12 protein-coding genes are annotated in these 14,988 nt (G+C 41.7%); 2 read left to right on the top strand and 10 right to left on the bottom strand.

The window, feature by feature from the left end; genetic code table 11:
* Positions 1-56: 56 nt before the first annotated feature.
* Positions 57-2,177: a peptidoglycan D,D-transpeptidase FtsI family protein gene (locus tag bslm_RS07360; RefSeq protein ID WP_046380990.1), complete on the bottom strand. Its 2,121-nt coding sequence runs from the start codon at positions 2,175-2,177 to the stop codon at positions 57-59.
* Positions 2,178-2,513: 336 nt separating this feature from the next.
* Here bslm_RS07360 and bslm_RS07355 point away from each other — a divergent pair, with 336 nt between their 5' ends.
* Entirely contained in the window at positions 2,514-3,287 is a 774-nt protein-coding gene (locus bslm_RS07355; RefSeq protein WP_003244693.1) for a CAP domain-containing protein, read from the top strand.
* A 39-nt stretch (positions 3,288-3,326) separates the two neighbouring features.
* On the opposite strand, the gene bslm_RS07350 is transcribed toward bslm_RS07355, so the two are convergent.
* Both bslm_RS07350 and mcpC read right to left on the bottom strand, forming a co-directional pair.
* Positions 3,327-4,193 (bottom strand): NAD(P)-dependent oxidoreductase, encoded by an 867-nt coding sequence (locus tag bslm_RS07350; RefSeq protein ID WP_003245029.1) that lies wholly within the window; start codon positions 4,191-4,193, stop codon positions 3,327-3,329.
* A 137-nt stretch (positions 4,194-4,330) separates the two neighbouring features.
* On the bottom strand, positions 4,331-6,298 hold the full coding sequence (gene mcpC, locus bslm_RS07345) for a methyl-accepting chemotaxis protein McpC (protein ID WP_032721455.1): 1,968 nt from the start codon (positions 6,296-6,298) through the stop codon (positions 4,331-4,333).
* A gap of 134 nt (positions 6,299-6,432) precedes the next feature.
* Between mcpC and bslm_RS07340 the strand changes: the two genes are divergently transcribed.
* A complete protein-coding gene (locus bslm_RS07340; protein ID WP_032721454.1) occupies positions 6,433-7,134 on the top strand; it encodes a GNAT family N-acetyltransferase in 702 nt (233 codons plus the stop codon).
* Here bslm_RS07340 and splB read toward each other — a convergent pair.
* From splB to bslm_RS07305, 7 genes are all read right to left on the bottom strand, one after another.
* Complete coding sequence (gene splB, locus bslm_RS07335) at positions 7,127-8,155, bottom strand: spore photoproduct lyase (protein WP_046380989.1); 1,029 nt, start codon at positions 8,153-8,155, stop codon at positions 7,127-7,129. The two genes, bslm_RS07340 and splB, sit on opposite strands and share 8 nt — an antisense overlap.
* Positions 8,156-8,232: 77 nt before the next feature.
* Positions 8,233-8,472, bottom strand: a complete 240-nt coding sequence (gene splA / locus bslm_RS07330) for a splAB operon transcriptional regulator SplA (protein ID WP_003218644.1) — start codon at positions 8,470-8,472, stop codon at positions 8,233-8,235.
* A gap of 90 nt (positions 8,473-8,562) precedes the next feature.
* On the bottom strand, positions 8,563-10,275 hold the full coding sequence (ptsP, locus tag bslm_RS07325) for a phosphoenolpyruvate--protein phosphotransferase (RefSeq protein ID WP_003218638.1): 1,713 nt from the start codon (positions 10,273-10,275) through the stop codon (positions 8,563-8,565).
* Positions 10,275-10,541 (bottom strand): phosphocarrier protein HPr, encoded by a 267-nt coding sequence (locus bslm_RS07320; protein WP_003154654.1) that lies wholly within the window; start codon positions 10,539-10,541, stop codon positions 10,275-10,277. The genes ptsP and bslm_RS07320 overlap by 1 nt, the downstream gene beginning before the upstream one ends.
* Positions 10,542-10,638: 97 nt before the next feature.
* Positions 10,639-12,738, bottom strand: coding sequence for a PTS glucose transporter subunit IIABC (gene ptsG / locus bslm_RS07315; RefSeq protein ID WP_046380988.1), 2,100 nt, complete (start codon positions 12,736-12,738; stop codon positions 10,639-10,641).
* Positions 12,739-12,966: 228 nt separating this feature from the next.
* Positions 12,967-13,833: a glucose PTS transporter transcription antiterminator GlcT gene (gene glcT, locus bslm_RS07310; protein WP_046380987.1), complete on the bottom strand. Its 867-nt coding sequence runs from the start codon at positions 13,831-13,833 to the stop codon at positions 12,967-12,969.
* A gap of 62 nt (positions 13,834-13,895) precedes the next feature.
* Positions 13,896-14,861 (bottom strand): LacI family DNA-binding transcriptional regulator, encoded by a 966-nt coding sequence (locus tag bslm_RS07305; RefSeq protein WP_046380986.1) that lies wholly within the window; start codon positions 14,859-14,861, stop codon positions 13,896-13,898.
* Between the last annotated feature and the right edge of the window lie 127 nt (positions 14,862-14,988).

Raw genomic sequence — 14,988 nt, 5'->3', positions numbered from 1 at the left:
GTCAATTTTTGAATAAAAGAAAGGGCACACAATCTTTTAGTTGTGCACCCTGTTTTTTATTTTTTACTGTGTTTTTTTTCGAGCTCTGCGTAGGCGTGGATAGCTCTTTTGGCAATAATTTTATTGATCTTATCATCATCATTTACTGATGGAACAACAACACTAAAAGCCACTTTTGGATTTTTCGATGGGTAATAGCCGACAAAAGTCAGATTGTATGTTTTTTTCCCCCACCAGTTGCGATTCGTGCCGTAGTAAAATGTTTCCGCTGTTCCCGTTTTCCCTGATACATCTTCTGTAAACGTATTTTTAGCTGTCCCTGAAGTGGTAACTAGCTTCATTCCGGTCTTCACCTGCTGAATGTCACTTTCTGAGTTGTTAATTTTGTTGAGAATGTTTGGCTTTCTTTGTTCAATGGTCTTCCCAAGGCCTTCTTTTTTGCTGGGCTCATGAACACTTGTAACAATTCTTGGCTGAATGCGGTAGCCCCCATTGGCAATTGATGAGATGTACTGTGCCATTTGAAGCGGTGTATATGTATCGTATTGTCCAATGGCCAAGTCTAAAATTAACCCCCCTACCGCATCAGGTGTAGTTTGCATTCCGGCTGATTCCTGCGGAAGATCAATACCTGTCTTTACTCCCAGGCCAAATTGGCTGTAGTAATTTCTCATTTTGTTTAAATCCTTCTGGTCAGCAGGAAGAGGTCCATACGGCTTGTATGTGACACCGGCAATGTGCATGGCAACATTAAACATATATACGTTTGAACTTTTTTGCAGAGCGGTTAATTCATTGATGGTTCCCATGTTCATGTAGGATTTCTTCGGTTTGTTACCGTATCCTGCTAAATAAAGAGGTGTATCAACAAAATATTTATAATGCGGGATCCCGTCCTGATAGCCGGCTAGCACGGTGGCCCCCTTTACTGCTGATCCCATTTCATATTGGGTGGTAAATGCCCCTATCGCATAATCTTCAATTTTGTTGGTTTTTAAATCTATCTTTTTCCCTGCCATTGATAAAATATCGCCGTTATTCGGGTCCATCATTACGGCAAAGGCTCTGTCAAGCATGTAATTTCCGCGTGCACGGCTGTTTCTTACTTCTTCTTCAATGATCTTTTCTACCTTTGCCTGAAGCTCCATGTCAAAAGAAAGCTGAAGATCGTATCCCCTGCTGCCCTTATCAATGGTTTTTTGGCTGACGACATTTCCTTTATTATCTTCTACGTATTCCACTTTTTCTTTATGCGAATTTAAATATTCTTCATATTGATACTCTAAATAACTTTTTCCCACCCTGTCATTATTCGCATAGCCTCTTGTTAAGTAGAAATCTTTCCGGTCGCTCAGCAGGCCCTGATCAGGTGTCGTGACGCCCCCGAAAACAGAATAAAGGGTTTTGTCATAAGGATATTTTCGTGTCCAATCGTTTACGATATCGATTCCCGGAAGTTCTTCTAAATGCTCAGAAACAATGGAAATTTCATCATATGTTAAGTCATTTTTTGGTCTTTGCGAGGAGTTTTTCTTCTCATCAAGCAGCGTTCCGTTTTTTCCATTGCTATTGCTCTTATTTGGATTCATTGCCTTTACGATTTGAGGTTCGTAAGCATTTCCGCTTGAAAACCTTGTATATATCGCAGCAGTTTCCATTTCTTCGTCATCTTGCTGAATAACCTTTAATTCTTGATCCGGAACACGCTCTATTTGAAGCTTGTAAGCTTGGTCTCCTTTCAGATTGCTTTCTGATTCCTTAAGCAGAGCGGCGGCTTTTTTCGGATGAGCTGCGATCCAGTAATCACGAAGATCCCTTTCCTTCAAAAATTCGGTATCAATATGAATGAAAGAAGCAAGCCGCTTCGCTGTTTTGATTTTATCTTCTGTTTTTGTGCTAGATGTTGATACATACACAATTTCTGGAACACTCTGGTTGTCGACAGCAACTTTCTGGTTTCTGTCGTACATCTTCCCGCGAGGCGCAGGATAGTAAGCTGTTTTTGCATTTGATTTCTCAGCGTCTTCTTCATGCTGTTCGCCTTCAACAATTTGAACAACCCCGAGCTTAAAAATTAATGCAGTGAATAGAACAAAGACAGCTAGGAAAAAAAGGTTCATTCTGATTGCTCTGTTTCCTTTGCTCTTTTTCTTTGGTTCACGTCCTATTTCAGTCACTTCTGGTTACCCCTCTCAAATCATTCAATATATTTACATATACTGAGATTAATTGTAACACCTTTGTAATAGTTGTTACAGCGAAAAGGAGTAAAAAAAGCTGTCAATATAAAAACACATTAAAATATAACTAACGGTTCAAAAAAAAGGAAGCTATGTAACGGTACGATAAAATCATATATACCGCTGATTCCCTTATTCTTAGTGATTCAACGGATTTACTTTACGAAAATGACAATCTCTATTTGTCAAAGGAAATTGCTGGAATCTTTATGACAAAAAAGCTATGTTATGATTTTTCTGTAGAAACAAACAACTCTAGGAGGTTACGAACTAATGAAGAAAGCATTTATTTTATCTGCTGCCGCTGCGGTTGGATTATTCACATTCGGGGGCGTACAGCAAGCATCAGCGAAAGAACTCTCCTGCCAGCCTGTGGTTACAGTAAAAACGGGGAACACAGTACAAAACATGTCACTTAACGATGCAGTGAAAAAACTGCATATTAACACAAATATCAAAACGTTAAACGCTGCAAACGAAAAAGAGATGAAGCAGCTTCTTCAAAAACATGCGAAGCAATCTAACGTGAAAGTTCAGGATGTTCAAAAGACAGAAACGGCCAAACCTGCACAAAAGACTACTGAAAAAGCAGCTGCTGATCAAAACACTGCTTCTAAAGCACCCGCAACTGCTGAAAAAACAAACACAACAACATCTGCACCTTCATCTGTAAGTGCATATGAGAAAAAAGTTGTTGAACTTACAAATGCAGAAAGACAAAAACAAGGATTAAAGCCGCTTCAAATTGATGAAACGTTAAGCAAATCCGCACGCGCAAAATCTCAGGATATGAAAGACAAAAACTACTTTGATCACCAAAGCCCAACATACGGCTCACCGTTTGATATGATGAAATCTTTCGGAATCAGCTACAAAACAGCAGGTGAAAACATTGCGAAGGGCCAAAAGACACCAGAAGAAGTAGTAAAAGCTTGGATGAACAGTGAAGGACACAGAAAAAACATTCTAAACCCTAACTTTACTCACATCGGTGTTGGCTACGTTGAGTCTGGAAGCATCTGGACACAACAATTCATCGGAAAATAATAAAAAAAAGATTGCCTGTTTCGTACAGGCAATCTTTTTTTATTTCACCCAAAGCTTATAGATACTCTGTGTTCCGCTGTTTTCTTCACCTTGAGCAGCTAGCTTGTCATATAAGGATTTTGCGAGCGACAAGCCTGGCATTTCTTCCCCCATTAATTCTGCTTCCTCTAGTGCGATTCCCATATCCTTAATAAAATGCTTCACATAAAATCCCGGTTCAAAGTTGCCTTGCAGCATACGGGGAGCAAGATTTGACAATGACCAGCTTCCGGCTGCGCCCGTTGTGATGCTTTTCAGAACATTTTCCGGCTCTAGGCCTGATTTTTGGGCATAAGCCATCGCTTCAGCAACACCGATCATACCGGCTGCAATTGCAATCTGATTGCACATCTTGGTATGCTGTCCGCTTCCAGCCGGTCCTTGATACTGAATATTCTCTCCCATTAAAGAGAAAATCGGCATGCAGGCTTCAAAAGCTTCTTTTTCTCCACCGACCATAATCGCGAGTGTTCCGTTTTGTGCACCGATGTCTCCACCGGAAACAGGAGCGTCTAAAGCGAACAATGCTTTTTCTTTGGCCGCTTCAGCAATCTTCTTCGCAAGCGAAGGCTTAGATGTCGTCATATCAATAAGATATGCCCCTTCTTTTGCGTTTTCAATAATTCCATTGCTTCCGAAATACACTTCTTCAACATCACTGGGATAGCCGACCATTGTGATGATAACATCCGCTTCTTTCGAAAGATCTTTGACCGTATCTTTCCAGATCGCGCCTTTTTGAAGTATGCTTTCTGCTTTTTCTTTTGTCCGGGTGTACACCAATACAGGATGGCCGTCATTGAGAATATGTGATGCCATGCTTTTTCCCATTACTCCAAGACCGATAAAACCAATTGTTTTTTTCAAGGTCATTCCTCCCAGATGTTTCGTTTAGATTTTAGTTAAAATTTATCATTTTTCCTTCATTTTCTAGACTACCATATCTATTCATCTTATAAAATAAAAAATCCCCAAAACAAATGATGTTTGGGGATGTAATTGGATTACAATGTGAATTTTGCAATTGTGTTCATAAGCTCTTGGCTTGCATGTTTTAGTGTTTCCGTTGAGTGTTTGACTTTCTCAAGGGTGACAAGCTGTTCATCGGTTGATGCGTTCACTTCCTCTGCTGCGGCAGCTGATTCCTGTGATATGGCTGAAATGCTTTGAATAGCTTCAGATATCGCAAGCTGTTCTTCACTCATTCTTTGAATTTCCGCGTAAATGTGATCAATACCTTGTACCAGTGACTGCATTTCTGCAGTTATCGTATTTAATACCTCTCCAGTTTCGTGAATGGCACTGTTTTGTTCATCATTCATTCTGCTTGCCTCAACCATCGCGTGAGAGGCCTCTTTTGTCTCAAGCTGGATAAGCTTCACAGTCTCGCTGATATGCTTTGTAGAAAGGGCTGATTGCTCAGCTAACTTCCGCACTTCATCGGCTACGACGGCAAAACCGCGCCCGCTTTCTCCGGCTCTGGCTGCCTCAATACTGGCATTTAAGGCAAGCAAGTTGGTTTGATCAGATATGTTTGAAATCGCTGTAACGACTTCTTCAATATTCTTAGTTTGATTTTCCAAATCCAGCAGCATCGTTTCAACCTTTTTCGTTTCCATATTGGCTTCGTTTGATTTCATCAGCAGCTGGCCGAGCGCATCAAGTCCTTTATAGCTTGCATCCTCGGACGATTTTGAGCGTTCTTTAATTCCGCCTGCCTCCTCAGCGATTTGCCTGATTTTCGTTGACAGGCTTTCCGATTTTTCATTAATGGTTTCAACTTCAGAAGCCTGTTCCGATGCCCCTGCGGCTACTTCTTCAATCGCTTTTGCAATTTGTCCGCTTGTTTCATTAGTTTCGGCAGCGACAGCCGTTAGTTGTTCAGAGGTGTCAGATACTTTCCCTGAAGAGAGTCTCACTTGCTCAACCATTTCCTTCATATTTTCAACCATCAGATTGAAATCTCTTGTTAAAATACCGACTTCATCCTTAGATTTTGATTCCGCGCGCACTGTTAAATCGCCTGCGGAAACAGCTTTCGTTTTTACGATCAGCTGCTGTATCGGACCGGTTATCGTTTTGGCCAGGAAGTAGCTGAGAATAATTGTTATGATAAGCGCAATCAATGATATCCAAAGATTTGCCCGATTCATTTTATCTGAAATCCACATTAATTGATCGGTATCAAACTGCGTTCCGACCTTCCAGCCCGTTTCGCCAATCGTTTGGTACACAACCATTTTCCCATTCACATCTTGTATCCCTTGTTTCTCGGATGCGATGGTTTGCAGTGTTTGATCCTTTGATATATTTTTTCCTTGATTTGACGGATGGGCTAAAAGATTGCCGCTCGCATCAGCTAAAAAGGCAAATCCTTTGTAAGGCACCTTTTGTTTATTGACCATACTCTGGATAGCAGAGAGTTTCAAGTCATAGCTGGCAACCCCTATCACTTTTTGCCCGTCTAAGATCGCTTTCGATGCAGTAACAATCATGTCTCCTGTCACGACATCTTTATAAGGTTCCGTCCAAACAACTTGATCCGGGGTTTCAGCTGCAAGCTTATACCATGGTCTTGATGTTGGATCGTAATCCTCAGCGAAATCCGCTTTTGGATATGTAAACATTTCTTTTTTTGCGGTGCCTATGTAAGCCATCGCAACATAATCATCGTTGTCTTTGATTTGCTTAATGTCATCGTGAAACAGCCGAGCAGCTTCTTTACTTGGTTTCGTTACAAATGTATGCGTTAATTCCCCATTAGCCAATCTTGATAACGAAATGGCATAACTCTTTAATTGCAATTCAATATTTTGTTCAAGTGACTGCGTCACGTTTTGAGTTGTATTTTTCCCATCCTCTGTAATCATCGGTTTTAGCGTCAAATAAGAAGACAGCATTAAAAGAACAACTGTGATGATTAACATAATCGAAACAAAAACAGCAATCTTCATGTGAAGTTTTTTAAACAAACCAATCCCCTCCTAATTTCTATATCGGCCCTTTCGTTTGAAAAATGAATAATCAAAAAATAAATTATAAGAAAATCGGAATATATTTACTGAAAATTCAATCTTCGTTATAATGAAACAACATAAGGAGAGTGATGATCATACTAAAACAAATGTATGTGCATGACGGCAGAAAATTTGAGGCTCTGACCATTAGAAACTACACTGAGACTGACATCGAGAGGCTGATTTCTCTTCAAGAAGAATGTTTCCCTCCTCCGTTTCCCCAGGAATTGCTGTGGTCAGAGGACCAGCTTGCCAGCCATATCAAAACCTTTCCGGAAGGCGCTTTATGCGCGCTCATCAATGGCAGAATTATCGGTTCCATGACTGCTCTTATTGTACAATTTGAGCCTGATTCTCCTGATCATACATGGGCACAAGCAACTGACAACGGATCGATTAAAAATCATGAACCTCATGGAAATACTTTATATGTAGTGGATATTTCTGTTTCTCCTCATTATCGAAAGCTTGGAATCGGAAAATGGCTGATGAATACGATGTATGAGCTGACTGTTGATAAAAGACTGGAACGCCTTCTCGGCGGCGGCCGCATTCCTTTGTATTATAAATACGCACACGAGATCAGCGCTGTTCAGTACGTTGAAGATGTGATGGAAGGCAGGAAAAACGACCCTGTGCTGTCCTTTCTCCTCCGTTGCGGGCGTTCACCTATTCGTGTAGTCAGCAATTATTTGGAGGATAAAGCATCATTGAATTACGGCGTTTTGATGGAATGGAAAAATCCTTTTTATAAAAAGAGAGCTGTTGATCACAACAGCCCGTTTAAGTGAAATATTCAATTTTCGCGTTAGGGAAAAAGGTATCAATATAGGATTCAAGTGCTTCTCGAAGTGTATGCTCTTCATCTTTCTGGTAAATATATTTTCCGATCCCGTAACGGCCCCATTTATAACGGCGCTTTTCTTCATCTAATTCGAGCTTCGTCTTCGGATAATTTTTCTCTATCACTCGTTTGGCCGGTTTTGTAAAACGGTGTTGAATTAATTCAAACGTTATGTCATGTCTAACATCCTGCGGCAAAGCAGCATCAAGCTTTTCAAACAGATGTCTGTATCCTTCTTCCCAGCCTTCATGAATATAAATCGGAGCAACAATAAAGCCTAACGGGTAGCCTGCTTTTGCAACTTTTACTGCCGCTTCTATCCGCTTATCAAGAGGTGAAGTTCCCGGCTCAAAGTTTTTAATCACATAGTCGGCATTAATACTGAATCTGAATCTCGTTTTCCCGTTATGCTTTGCGTCTAATAGGTGATCGACATGATGAAATTTCGTTACAAATCGGAGCTTTCCGAGATCACTTTGGCCAAAATGTTCAATGGCGCGCTTCAGCGTGTGTGTCAGATGATCAATTCCTACAATGTCTGACGTACATGATGCTTCGAACCTTGTGAACTCTGGTGCGCGCTCCTTCATATACTTATCTGCCTGATCTAAAATCTCTTCGACGTTTACATAAGTTCTGATATACGGCTTTGATCCCATGGTTGTTTGCAGGTAGCAGTAATGACAATGCCCCATACAGCCTGTTGCAAACGGAATGGCATATTCGGCCGAGGGTTTGGATGAATCAAACTTTAATGTTTTTCGGACACCGATAACTAAAGTTGATTTCGCATTGCGATATTGCTGAAGATGATTTTTCCCAGGAATATTACGCACCTGATTGTGGGATGTTGTTTCTCTGATTTCAATGCCCATATTCTCAAATTTATCTTGTAATTCTTGGCCTAGCGGATATTCCAGCGCCCTCGGTTCTATATATACAAGCTGCGGAACAAATGGGTTCTGCATGATGCCACATCCTTTTCCTTTACTAACGTTACTTTTCTCACTAGGCGGAAAGGATATGAGTTGTAATGATTTCCTTGTTACTCATACGGATCAATATCAAAGAGTTCTTTGTAAAGCGATTTAGCTTCTTCATAGCTTGCAAACACAGCATCGTCCTCTGCGAACGGATGATAGGTTTCATAAATAAACAGGGAAAGCTCGCCTTCATGGTATGGATGGTGCACAATTTCGGCTTCCTTTATGTGGGCTACATTGGCGGCGTGCGGATTTCTGTAGATCACATAAACAGTATCTCCTGCGTTAAATTGGTTTGACATACTATCCCTCCTAGCCATGTTATTGTGTCCTTCTATACCCTTACTTATGAAAAAAACCAGACAGGCCGGAGGCCGTCTGGTTTTTGTACATTACTTGAAGGTTTCTTTTACGAACGCGACAACTTCTTCTGTCGTGCTCATAGATAAGATTTTCTCTTTGAATGACTCAGCTTCTTGTTTAGACAATTTGCTGATTTGTGTTCTTGCCGGAAGGATAGACGTTGCGCTCATTGAGAACTCATCTAAGCCTAAGCCGAGAAGGATTGGAATCGCAATCTCGTCTCCTGCCATTTCTCCGCACATGCCAACCCATTTTCCTTCTTTGTGTGCTGCTTCAATTACCAGTGTAATTAAGCGAAGGATTGCCGGGTTGTATGGCTGATACAGGTAAGATACACGTTCATTCATACGGTCAGCTGCCATTGTGTATTGGATCAAATCGTTTGTTCCGATACTGAAGAAATCAACCTCTTTAGCAAACTGATCAGCGATGACTGCAGTTGACGGAATCTCAACCATCATTCCGACTTCAATATCGTCAGATACAGCCTGTCCCGCTTTTACGAGCTTTTCTTTCTCTTCAAGAAGGATCGCTTTTGCTTCTTTGAATTCGTTAACTGTCGCAATCATAGGGAACATGATTTTCAAGTTTCCGTATGTACTTGCACGAAGCAGCGCGCGAAGCTGTGTTCTGAAGATTTCTTGCTCTTCAAGGCAAAGACGAATCGCTCTATATCCCAGGAACGGGTTCATTTCTTTAGGAAGCTGCAGGTAAGGAAGCTCTTTGTCTCCGCCGATATCAAGTGTCCGCACGACGACTGATTTTCCTTCCATACGCTCAAGAACCGTTTTGTAAGCATCAAACTGCTCATCTTCTGTAGGCAGCTGATCTCTTCCCATGTAAAGGAATTCTGTACGGTAAAGGCCAACTGCTTCTCCGCCGTTTTCAAGAACGCCTTTTACATCATCAGGAGTACCGATGTTCGCTGCAAGCTCTACATGATGTCCGTCTTTTGAGACAGTCGGTTCATTGACAAGCTTCGCCCACTCAGCTTTTTGAGCCAAATAAGCATTATGTTTTTCTTCATACTCTTTTACAGTTTCCGCAGATGGGTCAATAATGACATCGCCATTGATACCGTCAACGATAACAGTCACGCCGTTTTGGATCGTGCCTGTAGCCGCTTTCGTTCCAACAACTGCTGGAATCTCAAGAGAACGTGCCATGATGGCAGAGTGAGATGTGCGTCCGCCGATATCAGTAGTGAATCCTTTTACGAACTCACGGTTTAATTGAGCTGTGTCAGACGGTGTTAAGTCTTCAGCTACAATAATAACCTCTTCTGAGATCATGCTTGGGTTTGGAATTTCAACGCCAAGCAGGTGGCCGGTTACGCGTTTTGTTACATCGCGGATATCTGCCGCACGCTCTTTCATATATTCGTTGTCCATAGATTCAAACATGGTAACGAACATAGAAGACGTTTCTTTTAAAGCGAATTCAGCGTTCACTGAATCAGTGCTGATTTTTTCTTTCACAGGGTTCAGAAGCTCAGGGTCACTGAGAACTAAAAGGTGAGCAGAAAAAATATCAGCTTTATCCTGACCCAGTTCTTTCAAAGCGTGCTCTTTGATTTTTTCGAGCTCTTCTTTTGAACGTGCAATCGCTTCATCAAAACGGCTTACTTCCGCTTCAGAATCAGAGATGTTTTTCTTTTCAACCGTTAAATCTGGCTCTTCAAGCCGGTATGCTTTTGCAATCGCGATGCCGGCTGAAGCACCAATCCCTTTTAATTCTTGCATTACTCGCCGAGCCCTTCGCTTTTCATTGTTTCTTCTAAAGCGTTAAGAGCATCGTTTTCGTCAGCTCCGGAAGCAGAGATTGTGATCTCAGCGCCTTTAGCGATACCTAAAGACATAACACCCATAATAGATTTAAGGTTAACTGTTTTGCCGTTATATTCTAAATTAACGTCAGCGTCGTATTTGCTAGCAGTTTGTACAAGAACTGTCGCAGGACGAGCATGGATTCCAGAATCTGCAGTTACTTTAAATGTTTTTTGTGCCATTTTTATCATTCTCCTTTTAACTTAAAGCTTAATTACTTCACAATATTATATCATACAACCGTACTTGTCATCTGACAAGCACGGCGTACTAACACCCTTATTTTTCAATCTTCACAATATCTTCTTGTTCTCTGTTGACTGAACCGCTTGCTTTAATGCTGACTGTTTCTCCTTCAGCAAGGTTTGTAAATACAATCGGTGTCATGAGAGATGGTACATTCGGTTTGACTGCATCCAGATCAACTTCAAGAAGTTTTTGTCCAGGCTCAACGCGGTCTCCTTCTGATACGAAAGACGTAAATCCTTCGCCCTTCAGGCTGACGGTATCAATACCAAAGTGGATTAAAATTTCTCTTCCGCCGTCGGATTGCAGGCCGATCGCATGTTTCGTCGGGAACACATTGAGAATTTTTCCGCTAACCGGTGATACGACAATTCCTTCAGAAGGGAGAATCGCAAAACCGTCACCCATCATTTTCCCTGAGAAGACTTGGTCAGGAACATCCGTAATCGGGTGAATTTCCCCGCTAATCGGAGAAACGAAAACTTCCTCGCCGATTTCATTTTGCAGCGGTTCTGCAATCACTTCCTCAACCTGCTGTCCTACTTCCTCTTGAGCAGATGTTTTCGGTTCAGGTCTAGGCTTGCGTCCCGCAATAATGTCTTGCATTTGTGTTTTTAACCCGTCAGAACGCGGTCCGAAAATAGCCTGAATGTTGTTGCCGACTTCCAGCACTCCGGAAGCGCCAAGCTGTTTCAGACGGTCTTTATCAACCTTTTTCTGATCGTTTACAGTCACACGCAGACGAGTGATACAAGCATCAAGGTGTTTGATGTTTTCCTGGTCACCCATTGCCTGCAGAATCTCATAAGGAAGATCCCCTGCTTCACCTGTTTTCCCAGGTGCTGCTGTTTCTTCCGCAGCATCCTCGCGTCCAGGTGTTTTCAGATTAAATTTGCGGATGGCAAATCGGAATCCGAAGTAGTAAATGACCGCTAACCCTAAGCCGACAGGGATGACTAGCCACCATGCCGTCCGGTTCGGTAAAATACCGAATAGGAAGTAGTCAATTAAACCACCGGAGAATGTCATACCAATCTTAACATTCAACAGCTGCATGACCATGAATGAAAGTCCCGCAAACAAACAGTGAATCGCAAACAGGACTGGAGCAACGAATAAGAAAGAAAATTCCAATGGCTCTGTGATCCCCGTTAAGAAGGATGTCAAGGCCGCTGAACCCATAATACCTGCAACAAGTTTTTTGTTTTGCGGTTTTGCTTCATGATAAATGGCAAGCGCCGCAGCAGGCAGACCGAACATCATAAATGGATATTTACCTGTCATGAACGTACCTGCCGTTAACTGTACGCCGTCTTTAATCTGCGCCATAAAGATACGCTGATCCCCGCGGATGATTTCTCCTGCAGCACTCTTATAGCTGAAGAATTCATACCAGAACGGCGAATAGAAAATGTGGTGCAATCCGAATGGGATAAGCGAACGTTCAATCACCCCGAAGATAAATGCAGCAAGGGTTGGATTCGCTTCCACTAATCCTGTTGAAAAGGCATTCAATCCATGCTGGATCGGAGGCCAGATCACTAACATAATAAGACCCAGAATCAGTGCAGAAATTGACGTAACAATTGGAACGAAACGTTTACCCGCAAAGAAACCAAGGTATTGGGGCAGTTCAATTGTGTAAAATCTGTTAAACAATAATGCAGCTAACACACCGACGATAATACCGCCGAACACCCCTGTCGCCAAGGTAGGTATACCAAGCATGTTTACATATGCAGGATGGTTTTCCGTAAAGAACTTGGCTCTTTCAACTGAATCCGAAGGAATGGTTCCGTTTGCAAGAAGAACCGCACTCATGGATACATTCATTACAAGATAACCGATAATTGCTGCAATCCCTGCAACTCCATCACCATTGGCAAGCCCGATGGCTACACCTACTGCGAAAAGAAGCGGAAGGTTATCGAAAACAATCTGCCCAGCGCTTTCCATCACACCTGCTACAAGCTGAACATTGTCATTGCTCAAGAAATGCAGGACCTGAATCATGTCCTTATTTTGCATCGCATTCCCGATCGCAAGCAAAATACCCGCAGCCGGAAGGATCGCAACTGGAAGCATAAGCGCACGCCCAATTTTTTGAAGAACGCCGAATAATGCTTTAAACATAAGAATTGACCTCCTCTTTTTACTAGTCTGACCTTACAGCTAAAAATCATGACAACGAATTCACAGGCGTAAGTCTTCCAGTTTAACCGTTTACATTTGCCCTTTTACACAACAAAAAGGCATGAGCAAAATTGGGTGCGCAAAAGAACGAGAATGAACTTCCCGTTTTTTTCCCTCAATCACTCATGCCTGATCGAATCAGTAACACGTTATAAGGATAAACTGAATTTATGACATTTTATTGGTTAATCGGTACAGATGAAGCGTCAGATAAACCGCTTCCGCCTCATGAACTGGTTTCTTCAATGTTTGCTGCAAGATTTTAATCAATTTCCAAGCTGTATTGTAGCATAGCGGATATTCATTTTTCAATAACAACATTAATTTTTCTGGTTCTTTAGTCGGTTCTTCTTTTTTAATTCTTTCTATTGTAAATCTGATATGCCTGATCAGCCGCAAATAGTTCACACTTTCCTTATTTACTTTCATTTGAAATGAGTCTTCAATCACCTCGACAAGCTGCGCCATGAGCTGAGAGTGCTGATTGACCTCGGACAGCGGACGGTTTGTCAACGCTGAATGGATATGCAGAGCGATAAAACCAATCTCCCCTTCCGGAAGGCAGATTCCCGCTTTTTCATTGATCATATCTATGACTTCTTTGGCAATTTGGTACTCCTCAGGATATAGTGACTGAGTCTCCATTAGAAATGGATTTTTCATATCAAATCCCTGCTGCTGCCTTTTGATCGCAAATGCGATATGGTCTGTCAACGCAATGTGAATATGTTCATTTAATGAGTGATTAGTCCTATTGCTTATGTGATAGATGACATCGTTTGAAATATCAACGAGGTTTTCATCAACATAGTCAAGGAGCTTTTTAAACTGCTTTTGTTCCTTCTCGTCTTTTAAAATGAACATTTTATCGTAGCCTTTATCTTCAATGACATCATCTTGTTTTTTTCCGAAACCAATACCTTTTCCGATTAAAACGACTTCGCTGTATTTATGATGAGAAGCAATTAATACGTTATTATTCAGTACCTTTTTCACTGTGAAGGACCCATTCACGATCCTCAGCTCCTTTGTCATTCAATACCTCATATCGTACATAACGAACAGAATGCACGTCAAACCTTTTTTCAATGCATTCACTAAACAGTCGATCTTTCGATGAGACGGTAATCCAGAACTTTCCTTTCAATCGGCTGTCCTTGAATTCTTTTTTCCAGTATGGCAAATGCCTGCTTTCCCATTTCCCTTGTCTGAATATCGATCGTTGTGATTCCAAGCGCTTGGCTGATTTCGTGGTTATCAACGCTTAAGATTGCAAGCTCACCCGGTACTGACACCCGCTGGTTCTTTGCTTCAAGAAAAAGCCCTGCTGAGACTTGGTCATTGGCAACAAAAATAGCCGTCGGCTTTTCCTTCCACGTATTCCATTTATGAAAAAGCGCCTTCCCATCATTGATTGTAATCGCTTTCTCAATTACCCAGTCTTCACGAAATGCCTCGCCGATCTCTTCCAATGCCTCTTTGTAGGCTTTGATTCGAAAATGGCTGTTCATGCCTTTTTTTCTTGCCAAACAGATGGCTATTTTTTTGTGCCCTTTGGCAATTAAATAGTCCAAGCCGTTCCGAAATGCTTCTTGGTGAGGAATGCTGATGGTTGGGAAGCGGGCATTATCTGAATTCTGGCAAAGCAAAATCGGGCCCTCCCATTCCATGAGTTTCTCATCAGCAAGCGCCTTTGAGCAAAAAATCAGGCCGTCAACCTGGCGCTGCTTTAATTGGGACAGCGCAAAGATTTCTTTTTGTACCTCATAGTTTGTTTGGAATAAAGAGAGGTGAACCCCAGATTCCGCGGCTGCGTCGGCTATTCCTGCAATCAGCTCTGCAAAATATGGCAGATTAACCGTCGGCAAGACAACACCAATCATGTTTGAAAATCCTTTCGACAAATGTACAGCGTGAATATTTCTCGTGTACTCCAATGATTCCATTGCCTCAAACACTCTTTTTCGTTTGTCTTCACTGACGTATGGATGATTGTTTATGACTCGGGAAACCGTTGTAACAGAGACACCGGCTTTTTCTGCAATGTCTTTAATATTAGCCATAGATTCCCTTCTTTCTAAATCCCCTTGATCTGGAATGCGTTTCATACAATATGATATGGACGTACCAGATATCTTTTTGTGTTTTAAGCTGAAAGGAGAAGATCACATGGGTTTCTTCATTTTAATT

Source organism: Bacillus sp. LM 4-2 (assembly GCF_000978495.1).
GTDB classification, from domain to species: domain Bacteria; phylum Bacillota; class Bacilli; order Bacillales; family Bacillaceae; genus Bacillus; species Bacillus subtilis.
Note: the sequence above shows the minus strand (reverse complement) of the source record. Positions and strands in the feature narration are given on the sequence as shown.

Bases quoted from the DNA above. Each gene is read 5' to 3' on its own strand.
- bslm_RS07340 (WP_032721454.1), top strand. From the start codon at position 6,433: ATGATCATACTAAAACAAATGTATGTGCATGACGGCAGAAAATTTGAG.
- bslm_RS07355 (WP_003244693.1), top strand. From the start codon at position 2,514: ATGAAGAAAGCATTTATTTTATCTGCTGCCGCTGCGGTTGGATTATTC.
- splB (WP_046380989.1), bottom strand. From the start codon at position 8,155: ATGCAGAACCCATTTGTTCCGCAGCTTGTATATATAGAACCGAGGGCG.
- ptsG (WP_046380988.1), bottom strand. From the start codon at position 12,738: ATGTTTAAAGCATTATTCGGCGTTCTTCAAAAAATTGGGCGTGCGCTT.
- ptsP (WP_003218638.1), bottom strand. From the start codon at position 10,275: ATGCAAGAATTAAAAGGGATTGGTGCTTCAGCCGGCATCGCGATTGCA.
- glcT (WP_046380987.1), bottom strand. From the start codon at position 13,833: ATGACAAAGGAGCTGAGGATCGTGAATGGGTCCTTCACAGTGAAAAAG.
- splA (WP_003218644.1), bottom strand. From the start codon at position 8,472: ATGTCAAACCAATTTAACGCAGGAGATACTGTTTATGTGATCTACAGA.
- bslm_RS07305 (WP_046380986.1), bottom strand. From the start codon at position 14,861: ATGGCTAATATTAAAGACATTGCAGAAAAAGCCGGTGTCTCTGTTACA.
- bslm_RS07320 (WP_003154654.1), bottom strand. From the start codon at position 10,541: ATGGCACAAAAAACATTTAAAGTAACTGCAGATTCTGGAATCCATGCT.